This is a genomic window from Arthrobacter sp. P4_F11, assembly GCF_056401395.1.
Genome location: NZ_JBFUJK010000001.1, coordinates 92,972 through 117,551, shown reverse-complemented (window position 1 = coordinate 117,551; position 24,580 = coordinate 92,972). Strand labels below are relative to the sequence as shown.

The 24,580-nt window shown below is 68.1% G+C and carries 21 protein-coding genes; 8 read left to right on the top strand and 13 right to left on the bottom strand.

The features are described from left to right. Nucleotide 1 precedes the first annotated feature (1 nt). The gene (locus AC1DRO_RS00545) at nt 2-649 is read left to right on the top strand and encodes an acVLRF1 family peptidyl-tRNA hydrolase (RefSeq protein WP_476949403.1); all 648 of its coding nucleotides are present in this window, start codon (nt 2-4) and stop codon (nt 647-649) included. A 61-nt stretch (nt 650-710) separates the two neighbouring features. Here the strand turns inward: AC1DRO_RS00545 and AC1DRO_RS00540 are convergent, their stop codons facing one another. The 3 genes from AC1DRO_RS00540 to aspS form a co-directional block, all read right to left on the bottom strand. Continuing rightward, nucleotides 711-2,456, bottom strand: a complete 1,746-nt coding sequence (locus tag AC1DRO_RS00540; RefSeq protein ID WP_476949761.1) for an HNH endonuclease signature motif containing protein — start codon at nt 2,454-2,456, stop codon at nt 711-713. A gap of 135 nt (nt 2,457-2,591) precedes the next feature. Next, a complete protein-coding gene (locus AC1DRO_RS00535) occupies nt 2,592-3,434 on the bottom strand; it encodes a GNAT family N-acetyltransferase (RefSeq protein ID WP_476949402.1) in 843 nt (280 codons plus the stop codon). A gap of 95 nt (nt 3,435-3,529) precedes the next feature. Continuing rightward, nucleotides 3,530-5,314: an aspartate--tRNA ligase gene (aspS, locus tag AC1DRO_RS00530; RefSeq protein ID WP_476949401.1), complete on the bottom strand. Its 1,785-nt coding sequence runs from the start codon at nt 5,312-5,314 to the stop codon at nt 3,530-3,532. Between the two features lie 123 nt (nt 5,315-5,437). On the opposite strand from aspS, the gene AC1DRO_RS00525 reads away from it, so the two are divergent. Continuing rightward, complete coding sequence (locus AC1DRO_RS00525; protein ID WP_476949400.1) at nt 5,438-6,853, top strand: APC family permease; 1,416 nt, start codon at nt 5,438-5,440, stop codon at nt 6,851-6,853. Here the strand turns inward: AC1DRO_RS00525 and hisS are convergent. Beyond that, nucleotides 6,850-8,190, bottom strand: a complete 1,341-nt coding sequence (gene hisS / locus AC1DRO_RS00520) for a histidine--tRNA ligase (RefSeq protein WP_476949399.1) — start codon at nt 8,188-8,190, stop codon at nt 6,850-6,852. The two genes, AC1DRO_RS00525 and hisS, sit on opposite strands and share 4 nt — an antisense overlap. Before the next feature lie 278 nt (nt 8,191-8,468). Between hisS and AC1DRO_RS00515 the strand changes: the two genes are divergently transcribed. The 3 genes from AC1DRO_RS00515 (at nt 8,469) to AC1DRO_RS00505 (ending at nt 11,780) form a co-directional block, all read left to right on the top strand. Beyond that, a complete protein-coding gene (locus AC1DRO_RS00515) occupies nt 8,469-9,275 on the top strand; it encodes a peptidylprolyl isomerase (protein WP_476949398.1) in 807 nt (268 codons plus the stop codon). 61 nt (nt 9,276-9,336) lie between these two features. Then, nucleotides 9,337-11,004, top strand: coding sequence for a DUF349 domain-containing protein (locus AC1DRO_RS00510; protein ID WP_476949397.1), 1,668 nt, complete (start codon nt 9,337-9,339; stop codon nt 11,002-11,004). A 95-nt stretch (nt 11,005-11,099) separates the two neighbouring features. Then, on the top strand, nt 11,100-11,780 hold the full coding sequence (locus AC1DRO_RS00505) for a hypothetical protein (RefSeq protein ID WP_476949396.1): 681 nt from the start codon (nt 11,100-11,102) through the stop codon (nt 11,778-11,780). Nucleotides 11,781-11,821: 41 nt separating this feature from the next. Here the strand turns inward: AC1DRO_RS00505 and AC1DRO_RS00500 are convergent, their stop codons facing one another. The 9 genes from AC1DRO_RS00500 to pdxT form a co-directional block, all read right to left on the bottom strand. Beyond that, complete coding sequence (locus AC1DRO_RS00500) at nt 11,822-14,140, bottom strand: RelA/SpoT family protein (RefSeq protein ID WP_476949760.1); 2,319 nt, start codon at nt 14,138-14,140, stop codon at nt 11,822-11,824. 215 nt (nt 14,141-14,355) lie between these two features. Then, nucleotides 14,356-15,375 carry a protein translocase subunit SecF gene (secF, locus tag AC1DRO_RS00495; RefSeq protein WP_476949395.1) on the bottom strand — a complete coding sequence of 340 codons (1,020 nt, stop codon included), beginning with the start codon at nt 15,373-15,375 and terminating at the stop codon, nt 14,356-14,358. After that, nucleotides 15,376-17,151, bottom strand: coding sequence for a protein translocase subunit SecD (gene secD / locus AC1DRO_RS00490; RefSeq protein ID WP_476949394.1), 1,776 nt, complete (start codon nt 17,149-17,151; stop codon nt 15,376-15,378). A 103-nt stretch (nt 17,152-17,254) separates the two neighbouring features. After that, nucleotides 17,255-17,677 (bottom strand): preprotein translocase subunit YajC, encoded by a 423-nt coding sequence (gene yajC / locus AC1DRO_RS00485; RefSeq protein WP_476949393.1) that lies wholly within the window; start codon nt 17,675-17,677, stop codon nt 17,255-17,257. A gap of 214 nt (nt 17,678-17,891) precedes the next feature. Further along, entirely contained in the window at nt 17,892-19,016 is a 1,125-nt protein-coding gene (gene ruvB / locus AC1DRO_RS00480; RefSeq protein WP_476949392.1) for a Holliday junction branch migration DNA helicase RuvB, read from the bottom strand. Further along, entirely contained in the window at nt 19,009-19,653 is a 645-nt protein-coding gene (gene ruvA / locus AC1DRO_RS00475; RefSeq protein ID WP_018773177.1) for a Holliday junction branch migration protein RuvA, read from the bottom strand. The genes ruvB and ruvA overlap by 8 nt, the downstream gene beginning before the upstream one ends. A 125-nt stretch (nt 19,654-19,778) precedes the next feature. Then, on the bottom strand, nt 19,779-20,366 hold the full coding sequence (ruvC, locus tag AC1DRO_RS00470) for a crossover junction endodeoxyribonuclease RuvC (RefSeq protein WP_476949759.1): 588 nt from the start codon (nt 20,364-20,366) through the stop codon (nt 19,779-19,781). Nucleotides 20,367-20,414: 48 nt separating this feature from the next. Then, entirely contained in the window at nt 20,415-21,170 is a 756-nt protein-coding gene (locus AC1DRO_RS00465; protein ID WP_079554202.1) for a YebC/PmpR family DNA-binding transcriptional regulator, read from the bottom strand. 3 nt (nt 21,171-21,173) lie between these two features. Continuing rightward, nucleotides 21,174-21,884: a pyridoxal 5'-phosphate synthase glutaminase subunit PdxT gene (gene pdxT / locus AC1DRO_RS00460; protein ID WP_476949391.1), complete on the bottom strand. Its 711-nt coding sequence runs from the start codon at nt 21,882-21,884 to the stop codon at nt 21,174-21,176. Nucleotides 21,885-21,986: 102 nt separating this feature from the next. Between pdxT and AC1DRO_RS00455 the strand changes: the two genes are divergently transcribed. The 3 genes from AC1DRO_RS00455 to AC1DRO_RS00445 are packed head-to-tail and all read left to right on the top strand — an operon-like array spanning nt 21,987 to nt 24,564. Further along, nucleotides 21,987-23,276, top strand: a complete 1,290-nt coding sequence (locus tag AC1DRO_RS00455) for a MurT ligase domain-containing protein (protein ID WP_476949390.1) — start codon at nt 21,987-21,989, stop codon at nt 23,274-23,276. Then, nucleotides 23,273-24,070: a type 1 glutamine amidotransferase gene (locus tag AC1DRO_RS00450; protein WP_476949389.1), complete on the top strand. Its 798-nt coding sequence runs from the start codon at nt 23,273-23,275 to the stop codon at nt 24,068-24,070. The genes AC1DRO_RS00455 and AC1DRO_RS00450 overlap by 4 nt, the downstream gene beginning before the upstream one ends. 5 nt (nt 24,071-24,075) lie before the next feature. Further along, a complete protein-coding gene (locus tag AC1DRO_RS00445; RefSeq protein ID WP_476871607.1) occupies nt 24,076-24,564 on the top strand; it encodes a GNAT family N-acetyltransferase in 489 nt (162 codons plus the stop codon). Nucleotides 24,565-24,580: the final 16 nt, after the last annotated feature.

Genomic DNA, 24,580 nt, shown 5'->3' with positions numbered 1-24,580 from the left:
CATGTCCAGCCCCGACACCCGTGTGGCCTTCGTCTCCGGCGACCGGCTGCCGGGCTGGGTGGACCGCTTCGCCGCGAGCCACGGCGCACTGGTGGAGGAGGAGCTCGACGCCGGTCTGCAGCTGCGCGCCGCCGACGGCGCCGTAGCCCTGCTCCAGGCGCCGTGGCCGGCGGACGGCCGGCCCGGGAGCGGCGGCGACGCCGTCGCCCGCCTCGCTTCCCTGGCGTCCCAGTCGCGGAGCATCGGCACCGTGCTGGTCCGCCGCGGCGGATATTCGGTTGCTGTGGTCAGCGCCGGCACCGTGCTGGCGTCCAAGACCGGCACGCGCCACGTCCAGTCGCGGACGGCTGCCGGCGGCTGGTCCCAGCAACGTTTTGCCCGGCGGCGCGCCAACCAGGCCGATGCCCTGGTGGAGGCCGTCGCCGAGCACGCCGGGCGGATTTTCGCGGAGCACCCGATCGAGTATCTGGCTCCCGGCGGCGACCGGCCCCTTGCCGAGCAGGTCCTCGCCGAACCGGTTCTGAAGCAGTACGCGGCACGGCCGCGGCTGGCGTTCCTCGACGTCCCGGATCCGCGCGCCGCAGTGCTGAAGAAGGCTGCCGCGGAGCTGTGCTCGGTGCGCATCCTGGTAACGGATCAGCAGGCGTAGCAGTTGCCCGATTGGCCGCAGCTGCTCTTCGGGCGCCAACGTAAGTGTGACCGGGGGTAGATCACACACAGTGGAACAGGCCGCCGTCCGCGGAAAGACCGTCCGCGCGTGCTGGCCAGCCCGGATCGTCCGCTTCCGTGTCGGCAAATGGGTGTCCAGCGGTGAATTGATGCCAGTCCGGGAACGGGTCCGGAGGCAGTTCAATTTCGGGCTCCGGGACGGGATTCTGGCCGGGATGGCAGTCCGGGAACGGTTCCGGTTCGCAACGATGTCCTGGATACGCGGGCAAGCCTTGATCCGGGCCCGTGTCGGGGTCGGGTTCCGGGCGTGTGTCCGTGGCCTCGGTGTGGGGCAGCCAGTCCTCGGGCCAGTGGGGTGGTTCCCAGTCCTGGTGTTCGCTGGGATAGTGCCGTCCGGACGGTGAGGTCCAGCCGGGCGGGTGGTCTTTGCTGGCCCGGTCCGGTGTCCAGGCGGAGGCGTGTTTGAGCCGGTGGTGTTTCGGGCAGGGCTGGCCGAGGTTGGAGATCCCGGTGGTGCCGCCGTCGGCCCAGGCCAGGAGGTGGTCTGCCTCGTTGTCCAGGGAGTGGTTGCCGCAGCCGGGGAAGGGACACCGGCCGTCGCGGAGCCGGAGCCAGTGGCGCTGGGCCGTCGTGAGGCGGTAGCTGGTCCGGCCGATTTCCAGCGGGGCACCGTCCCGGGGGTCGGTCAGGACCCGGTGGAAGGAGCCGGCGCCGTCGGCGATCAGGCGGCGGGCCATCGACGGCGGGATCGGACCGTATCCGTCCAGGATGGCGGGTTCGTCGGTGGCGCCGAGCAGGGACAGGACCGGGACGGTGACCAGGACCTGCGCCCGCGGGACCGGAACAAACGCCCCCGCACGAGCTCCCGCCCCCGTACCSGTGCCGGCGCCGGTGCCGCCGTCGGCCGATCCACCGGTGCCGCCGTCGTCCGTTCCCGCACCCGTGCCGGTGCCGGTGGTGAGGAGCCAGGTGGCGGTGATGTCGGCGCGGAGCTGGGCCAGGGTCCGTGACTCGTCCGGGCCCTGGAGGGCGCGGGCCGCCGCTGTGGTCCGGTCCCAGATCCCGGCGGCGGTGTCGGCCGGAAGGTGGGCGGAGAGCCAGGCCATGCCGTCCCGGTCCGGGGTGTACTCGACCCGCCGGTCCGCGGCGCTCCTGGTGTGGCGTTCCTCGATGCCGGCCGGGTGGTGGCGTTCGCGCCAGGCGCGGGCCTTGGCCCGGAACCGGGACGGAACGAGCTCCCCGGCCGGGCAGCCGCGGGCCGGGTTCGGCGCACCTGGGTCCAGGAAGTGCGCCTCGAGCGCGGCCGCCCCGGCCGCATCCAGGGACGCGGTTTCGTCCACGAGGATCCGGGCGTGGGCCCAGGAGATCGCCCCGGACCCAAGGGCGGCCAGGGTCAGCGGCAGCGCCGTCGTCAGGGCCCGGGCTTCGGCGAGGAGGGCCGCGGCGGTGCGTTCGCTGACGGTCAGGACACAGGCGACCTCGGCCACCAAGGCCATCTCCTGAACGGCACGATCCCGCGGGGACGGCGCCGGCGGCGCCAAAAGCCTCGTTGCGTGCGCGTAGTCGGCGGCCAGCCGCACCCTCAACGCGGCCATCCGGGCCTCCATCCGGGCGACCTCGGCGAGCCCGTCCAGGCAACCGTCCGCCAGCCGCCGCAACGGATCGCCGTCTCCCACCGGGTCGGCAGCAGGCGCATCGGCGCTAGCGGCCGATCCGGCCAAGGCAGCCAGCGCGGCAACAGAGGCGGCGACGGCCTCCACGGCCGCCCCGCTCTCCGCACTCAACACTGTCCTGCTCTCCACACTCAGATCATCTCAGGAGGCACCGACAGAAATAGCGACATAGGCTGTCCTCGAGCGTGAGCATTGAGCCGAGGGACATCCCGCGACACCGGAGTGACCTGAACGGCGGTGCCGGAATCCTTAGCAGCCGGTCAAATGCCGCTTGGGCCTGTCCTGACGGTAGAGGTAGCCGCCGGCCTCGCGGAAGCCGGCGCCGGCGTACAGCTCACGGGCACCGGCGTTGGAGGCCATGACCAGCAGCCAGTACCCCGCCAGGCCGCGGGCCCCGCCCTCGTGCAGCAGCGCCCGGACCACCCGGCCGCCATAGCCCCGACGCCGCGCATCCGGACGCGTGGCCATGCAGTACAGCCCGCCCCACCCGTGCCCGGACGGGCCGGCGTTGGGCAAGGCGAGGCGTGCGACGGCGGCCGGTGCGCCGCCGTCGTCCCGCACCAGAGCGTACAGCGAGGGGCACCCTTCGAGAATGCCGCGGGCCACGGCGAGCTCGTCCGCTCCCCCGCGGCCGTCGACTCTCCACCACAGTTCCAGCCATTCCGCCGACGGCTGGGCCGAAATTTCCACGGCAGGTTCGGGGCCGCCGGAGTCCGCGCCGGACTCCGGTCCGGGCTCAGCACCGGGAACATGGACGAGCACCAGGGTTTCGGACTGCCGGGTGAACCCTTCGGCGTCGAGCACCGCGTTGAGCGCCGCATGGCGTGGGCCCTCAAAAATTTGGAAGATGAGCGGAAGCCGCCGGCTGCGGTACCAAAGCCGGGCGTCGCGGACTGCGGCGAGCTGCCGGTGCGGATCCTCGCCGGGGTCCCTCGGCCAGACCGAGTTCGCCCGCTGGGTCACCCCTGATGCCGCCCGCAGCACCCACCCGCCGGATTCCTCGCGCTCCACGGCAGGCCACGCTGCATCCATCAGCGTCTCCAGCCCGGGGATGGATCCAAGTATCAGCCCGGGGTGCGGGTCCAGGTTCATTGAGCTACTCCGTCCGGGACGAATGCGGGCAACAAATGACAGACGGCAGGGGCTCCCCGGCTGCCCGGGGAGCCCCTGCCGCTGAAGCTCGCAGGCTAGTCCCTACCGTCCTCAGGCTTCTTGGGCTGCGGCTTGAAGTCGACGCCGGCTTCCTTGCGCTGCTGCGCCGTAATGGGAGCGGGAGCCTGGGTCAGCGGATCGAAGCCGCCGCCGGACTTCGGGAACGCGATGACGTCGCGGATGGACTCCACGCCGGCCAGCAGGGCAACGACGCGGTCCCAGCCGAAGGCGATGCCGCCGTGCGGAGGGGCTCCGAACTTGAAGCCCTCCAGCAGGAAGCCGAACTTGGTCTGGGCGTCTTCCTTGTCCAGGCCCATGAGCTCGAAGACGCGTTCCTGGACGTCGCGCTCGTGGATACGGATCGAGCCGCCGCCAATTTCGTTGCCGTTGCAGACGATGTCGTAGGCGTAGGACAGCGCCGATTCGGGATCGGTGTCGAAGGAGTCCATGAACTCGGGCTTGGGCGAGGTGAACGCGTGGTGGACGGCGGTCCACTTGCCTGCGCCGACGGCGACGTCGCCGGAGGCGACCGCGGCGGCGGCCGGCTCGAACATCGGCGCGTCCACGACCCAGCAGAAGGCCCAGTCAGTGGGGTTGATGAGCCCGGTACGGTGGCCGATCTCGACGCGGGCAGCGCCGAGGAGCGCGCGGGACGGGGTCTTCTCGCCGGCTGCGAAGAAGATGCAGTCACCGGGCTTGGCGCCGACGGCGTCGGCGAGGCCCGCCCGCTCGGCCTCGGTGAGGTTCTTGGCGACGGGACCGGCGAGTTCGCCGTCCTCCTTGTACAGGACGTACGCCAGGCCCTTGGCGCCGCGCTGCTTGGCCCACTCCTGCCAGGCGTCGAGGGCCCGGCGGGCCTGGGAGGCGCCGCCGGGCATGACGACGGCGCCGACGTAAGGCGCCTTGAAGACACCGAAATTGGTGTCCTTGAAGAATTCGGTCAGCTCGGTGAGCTCCTGGCCGAAGCGCAGGTCCGGCTTGTCCGAGCCGTAGCGGGCCATGGCGTCATGGTAGGTGATGCGCTGGATCGGCGTCGGGATCTCGACATCGATCAGCTTCCACAGGGCCTTGACGATGTTCTCGCCCAGACGGATGATGTCGTCCTGTTCCACGAAGCTGGCCTCGATGTCCAGCTGGGTGAATTCCGGCTGGCGGTCCGCGCGGAAGTCTTCATCGCGGTAGCAACGGGCGATCTGGTAGTACTTTTCGAAGCCGCCCACCTGAAGGAGCTGCTTGAACAGCTGCGGGGACTGCGGCAGCGCGTACCAGGAACCCGGCGCCAGGCGGGCGGGAACCACAAAGTCGCGGGCGCCTTCCGGCGTCGAACGGGTCAGCGTGGGGGTTTCGATCTCCACGTAGCCGTCCTGGTGGAGCAGTTCGCGGGCCACCCGGTTGGCTTCCGAACGCAGGCGCAGGTTACGGGCGGGGCCGGGGCGGCGCAGGTCCAGGTAGCGGTGCTTCAGGCGTGCTTCCTCGCCCACCTCAACGTGTTCGTCGATCTGGAACGGCAGCGGGTCCGAGGTGTTGAGGATCGTTACCTTCTCGGCCATGACCTCGATCTCGCCGGTGGGAAGCGCCGGGTTCTCGTTGCCTTCGGGACGCTGGGAGACGGTGCCGACGATCTGCAGCACATACTCGTTGCGCAGTCCGTGGAAGACCTCTTCTTCGCGGACCACAACCTGGGCGACGCCGGACGCGTCGCGCAGGTCAACGAATGCGACACCACCGTGGTCACGACGCCGGCCGACCCAGCCGGCGAGGGTTACGGTTTGTCCAATGTGCTCGGAGCGAAGTGATCCGAGGTCATGTGTGCGCAGCACAGCACGCCTTTCTGAAGAAGACAGAGGGAAAATCAAAAGCGATATCAAAACAATGACGTTCTAATAGGATCGCTACGGGAACGATCCCGTTCGAGTTTACCCGTTGGAAAGGCCCCTTTTGCCATGGCAACCCGGCACAACGGAACCCAGCCCGGTGACCAGCCCCCCGGCCAGCCCGGTGACCAGCCCCCCGGCCAGTCCGGTGACCAGCCCCGCGATCAGCCCGGCGGCCGCCCCGGCCCGCAGCGGCCACCCCAGCGGCTGCAGCGCCGCCTCGGCGTGTTCGATTCCACGGCAATTGGCCTGGGTTCGATGCTGGGCGCCGGCGTGTTCGTCGTGTTCTCCCCCGCCGCAGCCCTGGCCGGGCCGCTGCTGACACTTGCCGTGGCCGTGGCCGGCGTCATCGCCTACTGCAATGCCGTCGCGTCGGCGCAGTTGGCGGCGAGGTACCCCGACAGCGGGGGAACTTACGTGTACGGGCGCCGGCAGCTCGGCCAGTGGCCGGGCTTCATTGCTGGCTGGGGTTTCATCACGGGTAAGACGGCGTCCTGCGCGGCGATGGCGCTGACGTTCGGGCACTACGTGGCGCCGGCCTATGCCACGCCGCTGGCGGTCGCCGGCGTCGTCGTCCTCACGGGAGTTAATCTGCTCGGCATCACGCGGACCGCAGTGCTGACCAGGATCCTGCTGGCCGTCGTGTTGGCCACGCTCGTCTTCGTCGCCGTGGCCTCCCTGCTCGGTCCGCACCCGGAGGGCGCCCCCGCCGTGTCGGCGGCGCCGGCCTATCCCGCGCCGCCCTCCGGCGGCTGGGGCGTCCTTCCCGCGGCGGGGCTGATGTTCTTCGCCTTCGCGGGTTATGCGCGGATCGCCACCCTCGGCGAGGAGGTCAAGGATCCCGCCCGTACCATCCCGCGGGCCATCCTGGCCGCACTGGCCGGGGCCTTCGTGATCTACCTTGGCCTGGCCGCGCTGCTGCAGTGGCACCTGCCCCCGCAGCAGCTGGCGGGTTCGACGGCGCCGCTGCTGGACGCGGTGGCGGTCTCCCGCCTCGGCGCCGGCGTCCCGTTCGTCCAGGCCGGAGCGGCGGCGGCCTGCCTCGGCGCGCTGCTGGCCCTGATCACCGGGGTCGGCCGGACCACGTTGGCGATGGCGCGGGAACGGGACCTGCCCGCCCCGCTGGCCAGGGTGGGCCGCGCCCGCACCGTCCCGTTCACGGCGGAACTGGCCGTCGCGGCCGCCGTCGTGGTCCTGCTGCTGAGCACCGACGTGATGACCGTGGTCGGATTTTCCAGCTTCGGCGTGCTGGTCTATTACGCCGTGACGAACGCCGCGGCTTTCACGCTGGCCGGCCGCCCCTGGCATGCGCCGCGCTGGCTCAACGTGCTGGGTTTCATCGGCTGCCTGGTCCTGGCCGTCACCCTGCCGCCGGCCTCCGTGCTGTTCATGGCGGCGGTGCTGGCGGCAGGGGTGGCCGGGCGGTTCCTCGTCCTGCTGGTGCGCAGGACGCGGGACACTAACGGGCCTGCCCGGAAGACCTAGCTCGCGGCGATTACGCGCACGTGCAGGTCCTCCCCGGAGGGCGTCCACGAGTCCGGGTCGGCGTCGTACTGCTCGCCCGTACGGATGTCTTTGACCTGGTGCTTGCCGTCGTCGTCAGTGAACCAGACAAACGGAATGCCGCGACGGTCGGCGAACTTGATCTGCTTGCCGAACTTCTCGGCCTTCGCGGCGACCTCCGTGGCGATGCCCCGGCTGCGCAGCTGCGCCGCGACATCCTGTGCGGCGGCCCAGCTGTCGTCGTTGTTCAGCGTCACCAGCACGGCGGTCGGCACGGAGCGCGTGGCCTTGGCCAGGTCCTGGCTCAGGATCCGCGACACCAGCCGGGTCACGCCGATGGAGAGTCCGACGCCGGGGAACTTGCGGTTGCCCTTGCTCGCCAGCGCGTCGTAGCGGCCGCCGGAGCAGATCGAGCCCAGCTGCTCGTGCCCCACCAGGACGGTTTCCACCACGGTGCCGGTGTAGTAATCGAGGCCGCGGGCGATGCTGAGATCGGCGACGACCCGACCCGGCGCGTGCTGGACAGCGGCCGCAATGACCTGCTCCAGCTCGTTCAGGCCTTCCTCCAACAGCTCGTTGGTGACGCCCAGCGCCCGGACCTGCTCCACAAAGGACGTGTCCGTGGTGCGGATGCCCGCGAGCTTCAGGGCAGCCTGCGCCTGATCGTCAGTGGCGCCGAGTTCCTCCTTGAGCAACTCGGCCACCTTCGCCGGCCCGACCTTCTCGAGTTTGTCGATGCTGCGCAGGACGCCCGCGGTGTCCGTGAGGCCGATCCCGGTGTAGAAGCCCTCGGCCAGCTTGCGGTTGTTGATCCGCAGCAGGAAGTCGGGGATGGGCAGCGCGTTGAGCGCCTCCGCAATCACCAGCGCGATTTCGACGTCGTACCGGAACGGCAGTTCGCCGTCGCCGACGACGTCGATGTCCGCCTGGGTGAACTCGCGGGCCCGTCCCTCCTGGGGACGTTCGCCGCGCCAGACCTTCTGGATCTGGTAGCGGCGGAACGGGAACGCCAGGTAGCCGGCGTTTTCCACGACGTACCGGGCGAAGGGCACGGTGAGGTCGAAGTGCAGGGCAAGGGCGTGCGGGTCGAACTTGGCCGCGGAGTCCTCATCGTCCTGGAGCCGGCTGAGGCCGTAGACCTCTTTGTCGATTTCGCCCTTGCGCAGCAACTGGCCCACCGTCTCCACGGCGCGGGTCTCGATCGAGGAGAAACCATGGAGTTCGAAGGTCCGGCGCAGCGTGTCCAGCACATGGAGTTCCACCAGCCGCTCCTCGGGAAGCCACTCGGGGAATCCTGACAGGGAGGCTGTGCGTGCCATGGTGAAATTTCTCCTCTGGTTACCACTGCGGTATCTCGTTGCTACTGCAGTATCTTCGGGCGCGGGCGTCAGGCGGCATTCTCTCTGTCGAAACGTAACGAAGATAAGCGGCAGACCGGCCAGTCGTGCATAAACTGTGTGCGGCAGTCAGTTTATGCGTTCGGCGCCTGCTTCTTCCAACGGAGCCGGACCCGGCGGGACTGCCGGCAGCTTGCTGCTGCTACCGCGACGGCGCCTACGGCCCCGTCATGGTGGCGGCCATACAACCAGGAGGACCTTTGGCGGCCAGTTCACGCAGCGCACGCGAGGCGAAGCGGCGCGTCCAGCAGATGGAGGCCAGGCGCGGCCTGCGCCGGGACCAGGACAAGCGCCGCAAGCGCGACAACGTCTTCGCCATCAGCGCTGGCACGGCAGCAATTGGCCTGGCCTTGGTGCTTCAGCTGACCGCCTTCGCCTCAAACCCGACCGAAGAGGAATTCGCGGCCGCGCAGGAGGGACTGAACAGCCCGTCGGCATCCGCCTCACCCACAGCGGCCCCGACGAACGGCGCGAACATCCCCAAGCCGGAGACCGCCGCGGGTAAGACGTTCACGGGCGAGCTCAAGCTGAACCGCGGCACGCTCGGCGTCGAACTCGACGGCACGAAGGCCCCCCAGGCCGCGGCGGTCTTCAAATCCCTTGCCGACCAAAAGTTCTACGACGGCGTCAGCTGCCACCGGCTGACCACGGCCGAGAACTTCGGCGTACTCCAGTGCGGTTCCAAGGCCGGCGACGGCAGCAGCGACCCGAGCTACACCTGGGGCCCGCTGGAAAACACCCCGACGGACAACAAGTACCCCGCCGGAACCATCGCAGTGGCCCGGACCGGCGGGAACGCCAACGGCAACGGCACCCAATTCTTCATTGTGTACAAGGACACCGTCATTCCAGCGGATGCCGCCGGGGGCTATACGGTGGTGGGCAAGGTGACCTCTGGACTCGACGTGGTGGGCGGTATTGCCGCCGCCGGACTGAAGCCCGGCGACAACGCCACCGACGGCGCACCTGTGGAACCAGTCACGATAGACTCGTTCTCACTGAAGTAACCAGCCGCGGCCCTCAAGGCCCTGGTCCCGGTATTTCCCTCCAAGCGAAAGACTTCTAGCGGTGACAGACAGTCAGAAATCCGACGAAACATTGGCAACAGCAGCTGCCAACGAAACCGAAACCGAGGCAACCCCCGCCGAGAGTGCAGGCGCTGCCGTAGACGCCGACGGCGAGACTGCGGCACCCGAGGCACCAGCCGCGGCCGGCGAGGAACCCGCCGCAGCCGGTGAGGAACTTACCGAGGCATCCGAGCCCACTGTGCCCACCGTTCCGGCAGAACCTGCCGAGCCGGCGGAACCCGCCGAGCCGGCGGCGAAGGCGGAGCCTGTTGACCAAGCCGAAGCCACCGCCGCCCCGGTTCCCGCGCCGGCCGCCCGTCCCGCACCGAGCCCGGCAGCGTTTGCCGGCCGGCCGAAGGCCAAGCCGTCTACGGCCGCACCGGCTCCGGCCCCGGCGGCCGTGTCCTCCGCAGCCTCACTGGCCGAAGCGGCCCGCTGGGGCCGTGTTGAAGGCGACGGCCACGTCTTCCTGACCGTTGACGGCACGGAATACCCCGTAGGCCAGTACCCGGGGGTCAGCGAGGATGAGGCCCTGGGCTACTTCGCCCGGAAGTTCGAGGACGTTGTGGCCCAGATCGTCCTGCTGGAACAGCGGGTGAGCTCCAAGGCGCCCACCGCGGACATGCAGAAGACCGTCACGCACCTGCGCGAGCAGCTCGCCGAGCGGAACATGGTGGGCGACATCCGCTCCGCCGAGGCCCGACTGGACGCTCTGGTGACACAGATCGGCGAGCTGGAAAAGGCTGAGAAGGCCGAGCACGACGCTGTCCGCGCCGCTGAGCTTGCCGCCCGCGAGGCCATCGTGGCCGAGGCCGAGGAAATTGCCGGCCACGATCCGGCGCAGATCCAGTGGAAGACCTCCAGCGCGCGGATGAACGAACTCTTCGAGAGCTGGAAGACCGCCCAGAAGAGCGGCGTCCGGCTCGGCCGCAGCAATGAGGACGCACTGTGGAAGCGGTTCCGCGCCGCCCGCACGGTGTTTGACCGGCACCGCCGCGCGTACTTCTCCCAGCTGGACAGCAACAATTCGGCGGCCAAGGCCGCAAAGGAGAAGCTGATCACCGAGGCCGAGGCCCTTTCGTCCTCGACCGACTGGGGTTTTGCCGCCGGCGAGTACCGCCGCCTGATGGATGAGTGGAAAGCCTCACCCCGCGCCAGCCGCAAGGACGACGACGCGCTGTGGGCCCGCTTCCGCGCCGCACAGGACGTCTTCTTCACCAACCGCCAGGCAGCCAACGACGAGATCGACCAGGAATACGGTGCGAACCTGGTGGTAAAGGAAGCGCTCCTGGTGGAAGCCAACGAGCTCCTGCCGATCAAGGATCTCGCGGCAGCCAAGAGGGCACTGCAGTCCATCCGGGACCGCTGGGAAGAAGCCGGCAAGGTGCCGCGTGCCGACATGGGCCGCATCGAGGCCGGCCTGCGGAAGGTGGAGGACGCTGTCCGCCACGCCGAGGACGAAAACTGGAAGCGCTCCAACCCGGAGACGAAGGCGCGCACCAACAGCGCCCTCACCCAGCTCGAGGCCGCCATCGCCGGCCTCAAGGAAGATCTGGCCAAGGCGGAGAAGGCCGGCGACGAGCGCAAGATCAAGGCCGCCCGGGAAGCCCTCGAGGCACGCCAGGCCTGGCTGGAGCAGCTCGAGCGCTCAGCGAGCGAACTCTCCTAGCCGCATCCAGGACGCCAGTCCGGGCCCCGTTTCGGTTATCCACATGACCGGTACGGGGCCTGTTCTATGTCCGGGGAAACGGGAACGATGGCGGAATGGTAATCATGCCCCGCGCTCCCACCGCTCCGCCGGTTCCGGGCCGGCACGCCCTGGTGCCGGGAGATCCGGTGCCGGCGGCTCCAAGTCCAGGTGCGGGGCCGGATCACTGCGAGCTCTACTCCCCCGGCGCGCTGTTCTCCTGGCCGGAGCTGCAGGCCATGGCCGCCGACGGCGTGCTGACGCAGCTGTATCAGCGCGGCTACCTGCCGCCCGGGTCCCATGCCAGTCCGCAGCTTCGTGCGCGGGCCGCGTCCCTGATGGTGGCCCCGGCGATCCGGCAGCGGGTCGTGGCGGGCCGGATGACCGCGGCATGGATCTATGGGTGTGCCACGGAGCCGGACCGCCTGGCGCTGCTGGTTGACGCCAACCGGCGGATCTCCAGTCTGCGGTCCGTGCGCGGCTGCACCTTCCACGAAGTTCGGCTGGGGCCGTACGACGTCGTGAGCATGGGAGGCATGATGGTGTCCAGCCCGCTGCGCACGGCCGTGGACGTGGCGATGCACGTGGACGCGGAGCGGGCCGTGCCGGCCCTCAGTGCGCTGTTGGCTCGTCCCGGGCTGGGCGTCCGCCTGCGGCTGCTCAGGCTCGCCGTGGAGGCGAGTCCGCGCGTTCCGCATAAGCGGGCGGCCCTGGCGAAGCTCGCCGCCCTAGCGGCAGAGCTTGCGGCGCCAGATTGATCCCGTGCAGAAAGCGGTGGACCGAGGCCTGAACTGCCGGGTCAGCTGCGGCGGCGGTTTCCGGTGGTGCGGTACACGTCGAAGACGCCGTCGATCCTGCGGACCGCGCTGAGCACGTGGCTGAGGTACTTCGGGTCGCCCATCTCGAAGGCAAACTTGGAGATTGCCACCCGGTCCGTGGACGTGTGCACGCTCGCCGCCAGAATGTTGACGTGGTTTTCCGAGAGCACCCGGGTGACGTCGGAGAGCAGCGATTTGCGGTCCAGCGCCTCGACCTGGATTTCCACCAGGAACACGCTGGACTGTGTGGGGGCCCAGTCAACCTCCACGATCCTGTCCGGCTGGTCCATCAGGCCGCTCACGTTGGTGCAGTCGGTCCGGTGCACGGAGACCCCGGAGCCACGCGTGACGAAGCCCAGGATCGGATCCGGCGGGACCGGCGTGCAGCACCGGGCAAGCTTGACCCAGACGTCGTCCACACCGCGGACAACGACGCCGGAATCGGAGAACCGGGCCTTGCTGACCTGGGTGGGGATGGAGACCTCGGTGAGGGCATCATCCGGATGCTCGTTCCCGCCAAGGCTCTCCACCAGGCGTTCCATCACGGACTGGGCGGAGGTGTGGCCGTCGCCCACGCCGGCGTAGAGCCCGGAGATGTCCGCGTATTTGAAGTCCTCGGCGATCGCCGCGAGGGCGTCGTGGGTCATGAGCCGCTGCAGCGGGAGGTTTTGCTTCCGCATCGCTTTGGTCAGCAGGTCCTTGCCGCGGTCAATCGCTTCCTCGCGGCGTTCCTTGCTGAACCATTGCCTGATCTTGTTCCGGGCCCGGGCACTCTTGACGAAGTGCTGCCAGTCCTGGCTGGGGCCGGCGCCTTCGGCCTTCGAGGTGAAGATCTCGACCCAGTCGCCGTGGTTCAGTTCGCTGTTGAGCGGAACGAGCTTGCCGTTGACGCGTGCGCCGATAGTCCGGTGGCCCACCTCGGTGTGCACGGCGTACGCGAAGTCGACGGGCGTGGACCCGGCGGGGAGGGCCATGACCTCGCCCTTCGGGGTGAAGACGAAAACTTCCCGGGCGTTGATTTCAAAGCGCAGGGAGTCAAGGAATTCGCCGGGGTCCGACGTTTCCTGCTGCCAGTCCACGAGGGAACGCAGCCAGCCCATGTCGCCGTCGCGCGGGCTGCCGGGGCCGGCCGCCGTCCGGTTCGGCTGGTCCTTGTACTTCCAGTGCGCGGCGACGCCGTACTCGGCCCGGCGGTGCATCTCGTGGGTGCGGATCTGGATTTCCACCGGCTTGCCGCCGGGGCCGATCACCGTGGTGTGCAGCGACTGGTACATGTTGAATTTGGGCATCGCGATGTAGTCCTTGAACCGCCCGGGCAGGGGGTTCCAGCGCGAGTGCATCGCGCCCAGGGCCGCGTAACAGTCCCGGACAGAATCGACCAGGACTCGCACGCCCATGAGGTCGTTGATGTCGTCGAAGTCTTTGTCGCGGACGATCATCTTCTGGTAGATCGAGTAGTAGTGCTTTGGCCGCCCGGTGATCGTGGCCTTGATCTTCGCGGCCCTGAGGTCCTCGGTGATCTGGTTGCGGATGACCGACAGGTTCTTTTCGCGTTCCGGGGTCCGGTCCCCCACCATGCGCACGATTTCCTCGTACACCTTGGGATAGAGGGCAGCGAAGGACAGGTCCTCCAGCTCCCATTTGATGGTGTTCATGCCAAGCCGGTGGGCCAGCGGCGCGAAGATTTCCAGCGTTTCCCGGGCCTTGCGGGCCGAGGACTCAGCAGAGACAAAACGCCACGTGCGGGCGTTGTGGAGCCGGTCAGCGAGTTTGATCATCAGGACGCGGATGTCCTTGGCCATGGCGACGACCATTTTGCGCACGGTCTCGGACTGGGCCGCCTCACCGAAGCTGACCTTGTCCAGCTTCGTGACGCCGTCCACCAGCATGGCCACTTCCGGGCCGAACTCGGTCTTGAGGTCGGCGAGGGTGTAGGACGTGTCTTCGACGGTGTCGTGCAGCAGTGCGGCGGCCAGCGTGGTGCCGCTGAGGCCGAGTTCGGCGAGGATGGTGGCCACTGCGACGGGGTGGGTGATGTACGGGTCGCCGCTCTTGCGCTTCTGGCCCCGGTGGCAGCGCTCGGCGACCACGAAGGCGCGCTGGATGAGATCGAAATCCTCTTTGGGGTTGTTGGCGCGCACAGTGCGCAGCAACGGCTCCAAAATCGGCGAGTAGGCCGGAGCACCACGACCCGTCAGCCGGGCAAGGCGGGACCTCGTGCGCTCGCGCCGGCCGGGAAAAGTGGGCCGGGCACCGGAATTGTCCACCGGCACGGGAACATCGGGGCGTCCGGGAACCACCAGGCCAGTCTGTGAACCCTGGCCTTGGCCCTTGTCCGCAGGTGCCTCCGGCACCGGCGTCGAACGTTCTTCCAATGGAGCACCTCTCGCGACCGGTTAATTATTCAAGTGTATTCCCGCAGCAGGATACTTCGATAACCGGCGGGGATACGGCGACGGGCCGGAGGCCGTCGAAAACGACGGTCTCCGGCCCGTTTATGGCCGCTTGGGACGGTTCAGGCGGTGGCGGGCGACGCCGGCGACTCGGCCTTGGCTGCCGCGTCAACACGCCTCTGTTCCACCCGTTTTGCCTGCTTTACCAGATCGGGTTCGCCCTGCCGCAGCGCGGCGTACAGCGGAGCCGCGATGAAGATCGTGGCGGCGGTGCCCACCAGGATGCCCACGAACAGCGCCAGGGACAGGTCCCGCAGCGTTCCGGCACCGAGCAACCCGGCCCCGATGAAGAGGATCGCGCCAACCGGCAGGATGGCCACCACCATGGTGTTGATGGACCGCACCAGGGTCTGGTTGATGGCGAGGTTGACCTCTTCGGCGAAGGTCCGCCGGGTGGAGGCCTGCATGTCCGAGGTGTTCTCCCGGATCTTGTCGAACACCACCACGGTGTCGTACAGCGAGTAGCTGAGCACCGTGAGGAAGCCGATGATGGCCGACGGCGTCACTTCGAAGTCGCTGAGGCCGTAAACACCGGCGGTCACGAACATCGTGACGGCCATGCCGACAAGTGCCGAGAGCGACATCTTCCAGGTTCGGAAGTAGAGCGCCATCAGGACGGCAGCCAGGCCCACAAAGATTGCCAGGCCCATCAGCGCCTGCTTTGTGACGTCCGCACCCCAGGTGGGGCCGACGAAGGTCGAGGTGACTTCGTTATCCGTCACGCCGTAGGCCTTGGTGAGGCCCTCCTTGATCTGCAGCGTCTCGTCGTCGCTGAGCTTGTCCATCTGGATACGCATGGTGGTGCCGGCGACATTCGCCACGCGCGGCACGGACCCCGCCACGACGTCCTTGACGGCCTTCTCGCCGAGGGAGGCCTCAGTGGTCTTGACGTTGGAGACCGTGAACTCGGAGCCGCCGCGGAACTCGATGCCGAGGTTGAACCCACCCTTGGCGACCGGGATCAGGATGGAGAGGGCGACGGCGATTCCGGCGATCAGGAACCACAGCTTCCTGTAGCCGACGAAATCGTACGAGCGCTTGCCCGTGTACAGCTCATTGCCGAATGTTGAGAAGTTGACCATTTACTTGCCCTCCTTGGACGCGCTCTTGGAGGTACCGGCGAGCTGTGCCTGTTGTGCCTGATCCTGCTTTTCGGCGAGGCGGCGTTCTGCAATGGTCATCCGGCGTTCTGCCTCGGCGGCGGCGCCGGTGTTCTTCGCCCGCACGACTGCCACGGGCTTGTCCTCCGGGGTACGGACCCGGCCTGCACCGCGGTACAGCGGGACGGCGCCGAGGCGCTTCGGGTCCAGGCCCGAGAACCGGTGGCCTTCGCCGAAGAACTTGGTGCGGGCCAGCAACTGCAGGGTGGGGTGGGTGAACATGAAGACGACAATGAGGTCGGCGATCGCGGTGAGGCCGAGGGTGAACGCGAAGCCGCGGACGTTGCCCACTGCCACGAAGAACAGCACGACGGCGGCGAGCAGGTTCACGGCCTTGGACGCGAGGATGGTGCGCTTGGCCCGCTTCCAGCCGTTTTCCACGGCCGAGACCAGGCCGCGGCCTTCGCGGAGCTCATCGCGGATGCGTTCGAAGTAGACGATGAACGAGTCGGCTGTCTGGCCGATGGCCACGATCAGGCCCGCGACGCCGGCGAGCGAAAGCCGGTAGTTTTCGGTCCAGCCGAGGATGGCAATGGCCAGGAACGTCAGCACCCCGGCGATCACGAGGGATGCCACGGTCACGAGGCCAAGAGCCCGGTACTGGAACAGCGAGTAGACAAACACCAACAGGAGGCCGATCACGCCGGCGAGCATACCCATGCGGAGCTGCTCACCGCCGAGGGTTGCCGAGATCTGCTGTTCGCTCTGGATTTCGAAGCTGATCGGCAGGGCACCGAAACGGAGCTGGTCGGAGAGTGCCTTGGCCGACTCCTCGGTGAATCCGCCGGTGATCTGCGGCCGGCCGTCGGTGATGACGGCGAGGGAGCGCGGGGCGGAGATGACCTGGTCGTCCAGGACGATCGCGAACTGGGATTTCGGATCCGAGCCGGTCTGGCCGCCGCCGGCGGCGTAGAACTGGTACAGGCGCTCGGTGATTTCCTTGAACTTGGCGGTGCCCGCGTCATCGAACTGGATGTTGACGGCCCATTCATTAGTCACGGCACCCTGGGCGCCGCGCTGCAGCTGGAAGGAGGAGGACTTGATGTTCGAGCCCTTCACCTCCACCGGACCGAGGATGTACTTGATGGCCGGCGACTTGGCCGAGGCGGGCTCGCAGGTCACCAACGGCTTGGTCGGGTCGGAGCGCTGCTGCTTGTCCTGGGAGGGGTTGTCGCAGTCGAGGGCCTCGAACTGCTTGTAGATCTCGGGGGTAATCCAGTTCTCGTCGCTGCTGTTGGCGGGGGCGGCTGTCGGTTTCGGCAGCTGGGCATCCGGGGTCCTGGAGGCGGCGGGAACTGCTGCGCCGGGGCCGGTCTGGATGACCGGGCGGAAGTTCATGTCGGCGGAAGCCTGGATCAGCGCACGGGTTTCCTTGGCAGGGGTTCCCGGGAGGCTGACGACGACGTTGCGGCCGGACTGCGTGCTGATTTCCGCTTCCGCGACGCCCGAGCCGTCCACGCGCTGGCGAATGATCGCCACGGCCTGGTTGAGCTGGTCTTCGGTGATACCCGAACCGCCCTCAACCTTGGGCGCCAGGATCATCTGGGTGCCACCTTCAAGGTCCAGTGCGAGCTTTGGAGCCCAACCCGCCTGGCCGGCCATCGTGCCGCCCGCCAGGACAGCCGTCATGACGGCGATGATTACGCCAAGCCAGACCAGCATCCTGATGGCTGAGTTTTTGGGGCCAGTTCGTGCCATTGTCGATCTTTCTATTATTTACGGCGGATCCGCCGGCGCGGGCTCTGGGCCCGCCGACGGATGCCCGCAACCGTTGCTTCGCGGGATAGCTCAGGTAGGCAGACTAGCTGTCTTTTTTGCCCTCGTCGTTGAGGCGGCGCAGGGTTTCCTCGGGCGTTTCGGCGCGCGGTGCGTCGTGGACGGGGGCGCTGGCGTCGGTCCCCTCAGCACCCAGCTTCTCGGTGGTCAGCGAGGACGCGTCGTCGGGAACGACCGTGGGCTCCTCGGCGGCGACAACCGGCTCCACAATTTTGGTGACGGCCTGGCGGTGCACCGTGGCCGTGTTGCCCGGGGAAAGCTCAAGCGTGACCTTGTTCTCCGCTTCGTCAATGTCGACGATCCGGCCGAACAGCCCGAAACTCGTCATGACCTCGACGCCGGGGCCGAACTTCGACTGGAGCTGCGCCTGCTGCTGCTGCGTTTTCTTGTTGCGGCGGAACATCATGAAGACGAACACGCCAAGCATCACGAACAGGAGAATTGTCATTGGATCCAAGGGGAAAGTTCCGTTCTGTACTTGCATAGCTGTTTTTCAGCAACGTCCGTCTGCTCCTGGCGGCGCGGGCAGGGGTCTGCGCAGCAAACTGGCAGCGAGACCGTCCCCCAGACCGCCGGCGGCGACCTGCTCTCCGCCCACGGAAACAAAACCCGGACGTGCCGAGCGTCATACCAGTCTAAAGGGAAAAGCTGAAAGAACGGTGCTAGCGGCTGTTTCGGATCCACTGAGGATCGGTTTCTTCGCCGAGATCCCCGCCGGACCCGACGATCGGGCTCTCGCCCAGTTCGTCGGCCTGGAACAGTTCCAGCGGGTCCTGGCCGAAGGCGCCGGCCGGAATGGCAAAGCCCAGGTGCGTCCATGCCGGCGCCAGGGCTATCCGGCCGCGCGGCGTCCGGCCCAGGAGTCCTTCCCGCACCAGATAGGGCTCGGCGACCGTTTCCACGGTCTCCGTTTCCTCGCCGACGGCGATCGCGAGCGTGGACAGGCCTACCGGCCCGCCGCCGAACTTGGTGATGAGGGCCTCGAGAACGGCACGGTCCAGCCGGTCCAGGCCCCGCTTGTCCACCTCGTACATGTCCAGGGCCGCGGAGGCCGCCCGCGCGTCGATTTGCTCGATGCCGTGCACGAGCGCCCAGTCCCGGACCCGGCGCAGGAGCCGGTTGGCGATGCGTGGCGTGCCCCGGGACCGGCCGGCAATCTCGCTGAATCCGGCGGAGTTGACCTTGAGGTCAAGCAGACCGGCGGAGCGGCGCAGGACCAGTTCCAGCTCCTCGACGGAGTAAAACTCGAGGTGGCCGGTGAAACCGAACCGGTCCCGCAGCGGGCCGGGAAGAAGGCCGGCCCGCGTGGTGGCGCCGACCAGGGTGAAGGGCGGCAGCTCCAGCGGAATGGCCGTGGCACCGGCGCCCTTGCCGACGACGATATCGACGCGGAAATCCTCCATCGCCATGTACAGCATTTCCTCGGCCGGCCGGGACATACGGTGGATTTCATCCAGGAACAGGACCTCGCCCTCAGAGAGCGAGGACAGGATGGCCGCAAGGTCGCCCGCGTGCTGGATGGCCGGGCCGCTGCTGATCCGCAGCGGGACGTTCATTTCGGCGGCGATGATCATGGACAGCGTGGTCTTGCCCAGGCCGGGAGGGCCCGAGAGCAGCACGTGGTCCGCGCTGCGCCCACGCATACGCGAGGCCTCCAACACGAGGGAGAGCTGCTTGCGGACCCGGTGCTGGCCCACGAAGTCGTGCAGGTTCTTGGGCCGCAGGGCGGCTTCGATGACCCGCTCCTCCGGTTCCTCTCCCCCGGCGACGATCGACGGCTCAGCCACGCGCGCCTACCCGGTTCCCGGCGCGGGCGCCGTCCTGGCCCAGCCAGCGCAGCGTCGCGCGGAGAATCTCCGCCACATTGCCGTTCGCGGCCAGGTCCGGGGAATCGGCCAGGGACTTGTCGATGCTGGCCGTGGCATCCTTTTCGGACCAGCCCAGGCTGGTCATCGCGGCCACCACCTGCGGCTTCCAGACGGATTCCGCGGAAACGGCCGCGACAGGCGCGCCGGCGGTGCCGTGCGGCACAAGCTTGCCGGCGAGTTCGAGCACGATCCGGCCGGCCACCTTCGGTCCGATGCCCGGGACCTTCGTGAAGGCCTTGCCGTCGCCGGAGTGGGCGGCCACCCGGATGGCTTCCGGCTCGTGGACGGCCAGCACGGCCAGGGCGAGGCGGGGACCGACGCCGCTGACGCTGAGGAGCACATCAAACACCTCGCGTTCGTCATCGCTGGCGAAGCCGAACAGGGTCAGCGAGTCTTCCCGCACGATCAGGGACGTGAACAGCTTCCCCTCCTCACCCACCCGGAGGCCGCTGAGGGTCTGCGGTGTGGCATTGACGCTCATGCCGGCCCCGTTGAGGTCGATCACGGCGGAGGACAGGCCAACATGCGCAACGGTTCCGCGAAGAAAACTGATCAAGGCCGGGCTCCTGGTCTAACTGACGTCTACAACTGGGTGATGAAAGAACGTACAGCCGGGCACGCCGGCTATCCGAACATATCTACGAATACCCTACCAAGCCCCGCGGCTTCACAGCCGGACATTCAGCGCGCACGGCGCGCTTTTGCCTCCGCGTCCGCCCACGCCCGCTGCGCCGGAGTGAGGGACTGGCTGCCCGGCCCCGTCGTCACTGCATCCTTGGTGGAAGTGCCGCCGCCGGACCGCCAGGCGTGGGTGATGGCCAACGCGAGGGCGTCGGCGGCGTCGGCCGGGCGCGGAGGCGCATCCAGCCGAAGGATCTTGGTCACCAGCTTGGTGACCGCGTCCTTGTTCGAGGTCCCGCTTCCCGTCACGGCGGCCTTGACCTCGGACGGGGTGTGCAGCGCCACCGGGATGCCACGGCGCGCGGCGGCCGCAATAACCACACCGGAGGCCTGCGCCACCCCCATGACCGTGCTGACGTTGAGCTGGGAAAAGACCCTCTCCACGGCGAGGACCTGGGGTTCGTAGCGGTCCAGCCACTCGTCGATGGACGTGGCGATGACCAGCAGCCGCTGGTCCAGGCTCTCCTCGGGAGACGTGCCCACAACACCGAAGGCCACCAAAGTGGCCCGCCGGTTCCGCTCGACGTCGACAACGCCGATCCCGCACCGGGTGAGGCCCGGGTCGACCCCCAACACGCGCAGCGTCACGGTTGGGCCGTCAAGACCGGGCCCCAAAGTCACGTTTGGGTGAGTGCGTCACTCGGCTTCCAGTGCGGCCTGCACTTCGTCGCTGAGGTCGGCGTTGCTGTACACGTTCTGGACGTCGTCGAGCTCTTCCAGGGCATCCACCAGCTTCATGAACTTCTTGGCGGCATCGAGGTCCAGCGGCACCTGCATGGACGGCACAAACTCGGCCTCGTCGGTGTCGTACTCGATGCCGGCTTCCTTGAGGGCATCGCGGATGGCCTGGAGGTCGGTCGGCTCGGAGTGGATCTCGAAGCTGTCGCCGTTGTCCTTGACTTCCTCGGCCCCGGCATCCAGCACGGCCATCAGGACGTCGTCCTCGGTCAGGCCGTTCTTCGGCAGCGAGACGACGCCCTTGCGGGAGAAGAGGTAGCTGACGGAGCCGGGATCGGCGATCGTGCCGCCGTTGCGGGAGATGGCGAGCCGGACCTCGGAGGCGGCACGGTTCTTGTTGTCCGTGAGGCACTCGATCAGCAGGGCGGAACCCTGCGGGCCGCGGCACTCGTACATGATTTCGGTGTAGTCGACGACTTCGCCGGTGAGCCCGGCGCCGCGCTTGATGGCGCGGTCGATATTGTCGGCGGGCACCGACGTCTTTTTCGCCTTGGTGACGGCCAGTTCCAGGCTGGGGTTGCCGGAGAGGTCGGGGCCGCCCATGCGCGCGGCGACTTCGATGTTCTTGATCAGCTTGGCGAACGACTTGGCCCGGCGGCTGTCAAGGATGGCCTTCTTATGCTTGGTCGTCGCCCATTTGGAGTGGCCTGACATGCTTTACGCTTCTCCTCTGATCATTCGAATAAACAGTTCATGCACGCGCTTCTCCCCCGTCACTTCCGGGTGGAAGGAGGTGGCCAGCAGCTTGCCGGAACGCACTGCAACAATTCTAGCCGTCCCGTCCAGGACAGCGGCATGCGAGGCATGCTCCGGGTCCGCGGGTTCCGCCTGCGCCAGGACCTCCACCCCTGGACCCACACGCTCCACCCATGGGCCGCGGATGAACACCGCATGGACGGGAGCCACGCCGGAGCCGGTGTCGCTAAAGCCCAGTCCCTTGAAGTCCAGGTCCGTCTCGAAGGACTCGCGCTGCCGGCCGAAGGCGTTGCGGCGCACGGTGATGTCGAGTCCGCCGAACGTCTGCTGCGGGTTTCCGGCCAGGTCCTTCGCCGGGTCCGCGATCTCGTCCGCCAGCAGGATCATCCCGGCGCACGAGCCGTAGACGGGCAGGCCGGCCTGGATGCGTTCGCGCAGCGGATCCCGGAGCCCGAAGATCCGGGAGAGCTTGTCGATCGTGGTCGATTCGCCGCCGGGGATGATGAGTCCGTCCAGGCCGTCGAGTTCGGCGGGACGCCGGATCCCGACGCCGGCGGCTCCGGCGGCTTCCACGGCATGCAGATGCTCCCGGAAATCGCCCTGCAGCGCCAGGACGCCGATCCGGAGCCCCGTTCCCGCGCGGGATTCAGGGGAAAAAGAGGGGGTGGTCATCCCCACAGCATAATGCTCTGCGCTGCACAGTACGCACGGAAGACGCATGCAGCGGCACCGGGCGTCCGGGTTCCATGCCGCTGCTGGGATATATTACAGAGCATGCTTTACTTCAGCGTTCCGCTCGGCAAGTTCGTCCGCCGGGTCTCCCGGCTCAGGGGCGGAGGCTCGGCCCTCCCCGGGCTCGTGGTCGAAAAAATCGACCCCGATTTCATGCGGCGGACGCTGTCCACGCTGCCGCTGGGGGTCGCCGTCGTCAGTGGCACGAACGGGAAGACCACCACCACCAAGATGGTCGTGGAACTGCTCGAGAGCCAGGGACTGAAGGTCTTCACCAACCGCACTGGCAGCAACTTCACCCGAGGCGTGGCCGCGGCCCTCCTGGGCGAGGTCGACTGGCGGGGCCGGCTCGATGCCGACGTCGCGGTCCTGGAACTGGATGAGGCGCATGCCGTCCACTTCGTCAACAAGGTCCCGCCGCGGTACAGCCTCCTGCTCAATGTCCTCCGCGACCAGTTGGACCGGTTCGGCGAGATCGACAAGACCGCCGAACTGCTCCAGCACATCGCGTCCAAGACCACCGGGACCGTGGTCCTGAACCGGGAAGACCCGCGCGTTGCCCGGATCGCCCAGACCCTGGACGGGCCGGAGGTGCTCTACTTCGGGCTCGACGATTCGCTGCTGAGCACCTTCCCCAACGACGACGACATGCGCGCCGCCCCGGGCAGCCCGGTGCCGGCCGCCCCCGCCCGGGCCGCCGCCGACGTCGTGTTGCGCCGAGTGGGCGCCGACGACGCCGATTTCGAGTACGACGGCGCGACGGTCACCACGGGGATGAAACTGCGCGGCGTCTACAACATCTTCAATGCCGCCGCCGCGCTGACCCTGGCCCGCGGCGTCTCCGGCGCCCGCGGCACCGGGACCGACCAGGCCGGCCTGCTCACGGCGCTGTCCAAGGTGGCGCCGGCGTTCGGCCGCGGCGAAAGCCTCGTGGTCGATGGCCTGCCGCTGGAACTGGTGCTGGTCAAGAACCCCAGCGGTTTCCGGCTCGGCCTCAAGTCGTTCCCGGCCGGGGGGTACGCCACGATGATCGCGATCAACGACAACTACGCAGACGGCCGGGACATGTCCTGGCTGTGGGACGTCGAATTCGACACGCTCCGCGCCAGCGGCGTGGACCAGCTCACGGGCTCCCGCGCGTATGACATGGCGCTGCGGCTCCAGTACGACGACGTCGCGATCGGCGCCGTCGACACGGACATTGCGCCGGCACTGGCAGCGTTCATCCGCGGCGGCGAGGGCAAGCCGAAGAGGATCTTTTGCACCTACACGGCCATGCTGGCTATCCGCCGCGAGCTGTCCAAAATCACCACAGTGGAGGTGGTCTCATGACCCCCGGGTCCCCCGAAACCCCGAACGAGCTGTCCTTTGGGCACGAACTTCCGCCCGAAGATTCCGCGGCCCCCAGCAAGGGAACCATCCGGGTCCTGCAGCTCTACCCGCGGGACATGAACATTTACGGCGACTGGGGCAACGCCCTGGTCCTCGCGCAGCGCTTGCGCTGGCACGGCTACACGCCGGAACTGCTCGAGTACAACGTTGGTGACCCGTTCCCTGCAGACGTGGACCTGATCGTCGGTGGCGGCGGCCAGGACAGCGGACAGCTCGTCATCCAGGACGACCTCCTCTCGCGCGAGTCCACCCTGAAGCAGATGGCCGACGAGGGCACCCCGATGCTCGTGATCTGCGGGCTGTACCAGCTGTTCGGGAAATTCTTCAAGACCCGGCTCGGGTCCGTCCTTCCGGGAATCGGCATCCTGGACGTGGAAACCCACGGCACCGACGAGCGCCTGATCGGCAACGTCACGGTCTCCTCCCCCGAATTCGGCAGCATCCTCGGCTACGAAAACCACAGCGGCCAGACCACTCTGGGACCGGGCGTCGAACCGCTCGGGACGACGGCCAAAGGCACCGGCAACAACAGCACGGACGGTCAGGAGGGCGCCCGCTACCGCAACATCGTGGCGAGCTACCTGCACGGCTCGCTGCTGCCCAAGAACCCGGCTCTCGCGGATTTCCTGATCCGGACCGCCGTCGAACGTAAATACGGCAGCTTCACCCCGGGCACGCCGGATGACTCCTACGCGGTGCTGGCGCGGGAACACGCCGCCCGCCGGCCCCGCTGACCCGGGTGGCCGGCGCCGAGGGCGGCACGGTCCGGATTGGGCGCGACACCCCGGAGCGCGAGGACGTCCTGCGGCTCCTGGGCGAACACCTCGCCGACATGTACGCGACCTCCCCGCCGGAAAGCGTCCACGCCCTTGATCCCGCCGCGCTGGCCGGACCCGGCATCAGCTTCTGGACCGCCCGGCAGGACTCCCGGCTCCTGGGCTGCGCGGCGCTGAAACACCTGGCTCCCGGCGACGCCGAGATCAAGTCGATGCGCACCGCGAATGCAGCCCGCGGGCGCGGCGTTGCGTCGGCGCTGCTCCGCCACCTCCTGGCCGAGGCCCGGCACAGTGGCTACGAACGCCTGTTCCTGGAGACGGGGAGCCAGGAGTTCTTCGCCCCCGCGCGGCGGCTGTACGAGCGGCACGGTTTCACGGACTGCCCGCCGTTTGCCGGCTACGAAGCCGACCCCAACAGCGTCTTCATGTCCCTGCTTCTGGACGCCGGGTAGCTGCCGGGCAGCTTTC

Bases quoted from the DNA above. Each gene is read 5' to 3' on its own strand.
- secD (WP_476949394.1), bottom strand. From the start codon at position 17,151: ATGGCACGAACTGGCCCCAAAAACTCAGCCATCAGGATGCTGGTCTGG.
- AC1DRO_RS00545 (WP_476949403.1), top strand. From the start codon at position 2: ATGTCCAGCCCCGACACCCGTGTGGCCTTCGTCTCCGGCGACCGGCTG.
- hisS (WP_476949399.1), bottom strand. From the start codon at position 8,190: ATGGCACGCACAGCCTCCCTGTCAGGATTCCCCGAGTGGCTTCCCGAG.
- AC1DRO_RS00535 (WP_476949402.1), bottom strand. From the start codon at position 3,434: ATGAACCTGGACCCGCACCCCGGGCTGATACTTGGATCCATCCCCGGG.
- AC1DRO_RS00505 (WP_476949396.1), top strand. From the start codon at position 11,100: ATGGTAATCATGCCCCGCGCTCCCACCGCTCCGCCGGTTCCGGGCCGG.
- pdxT (WP_476949391.1), bottom strand. From the start codon at position 21,884: ATGACCACCCCCTCTTTTTCCCCTGAATCCCGCGCGGGAACGGGGCTC.
- AC1DRO_RS00465 (WP_079554202.1), bottom strand. From the start codon at position 21,170: ATGTCAGGCCACTCCAAATGGGCGACGACCAAGCATAAGAAGGCCATC.
- secF (WP_476949395.1), bottom strand. From the start codon at position 15,375: ATGGTCAACTTCTCAACATTCGGCAATGAGCTGTACACGGGCAAGCGC.
- yajC (WP_476949393.1), bottom strand. From the start codon at position 17,677: ATGACAATTCTCCTGTTCGTGATGCTTGGCGTGTTCGTCTTCATGATG.
- AC1DRO_RS00450 (WP_476949389.1), top strand. From the start codon at position 23,273: ATGACCCCCGGGTCCCCCGAAACCCCGAACGAGCTGTCCTTTGGGCAC.
- AC1DRO_RS00455 (WP_476949390.1), top strand. From the start codon at position 21,987: ATGCTTTACTTCAGCGTTCCGCTCGGCAAGTTCGTCCGCCGGGTCTCC.
- AC1DRO_RS00525 (WP_476949400.1), top strand. From the start codon at position 5,438: ATGGCAACCCGGCACAACGGAACCCAGCCCGGTGACCAGCCCCCCGGC.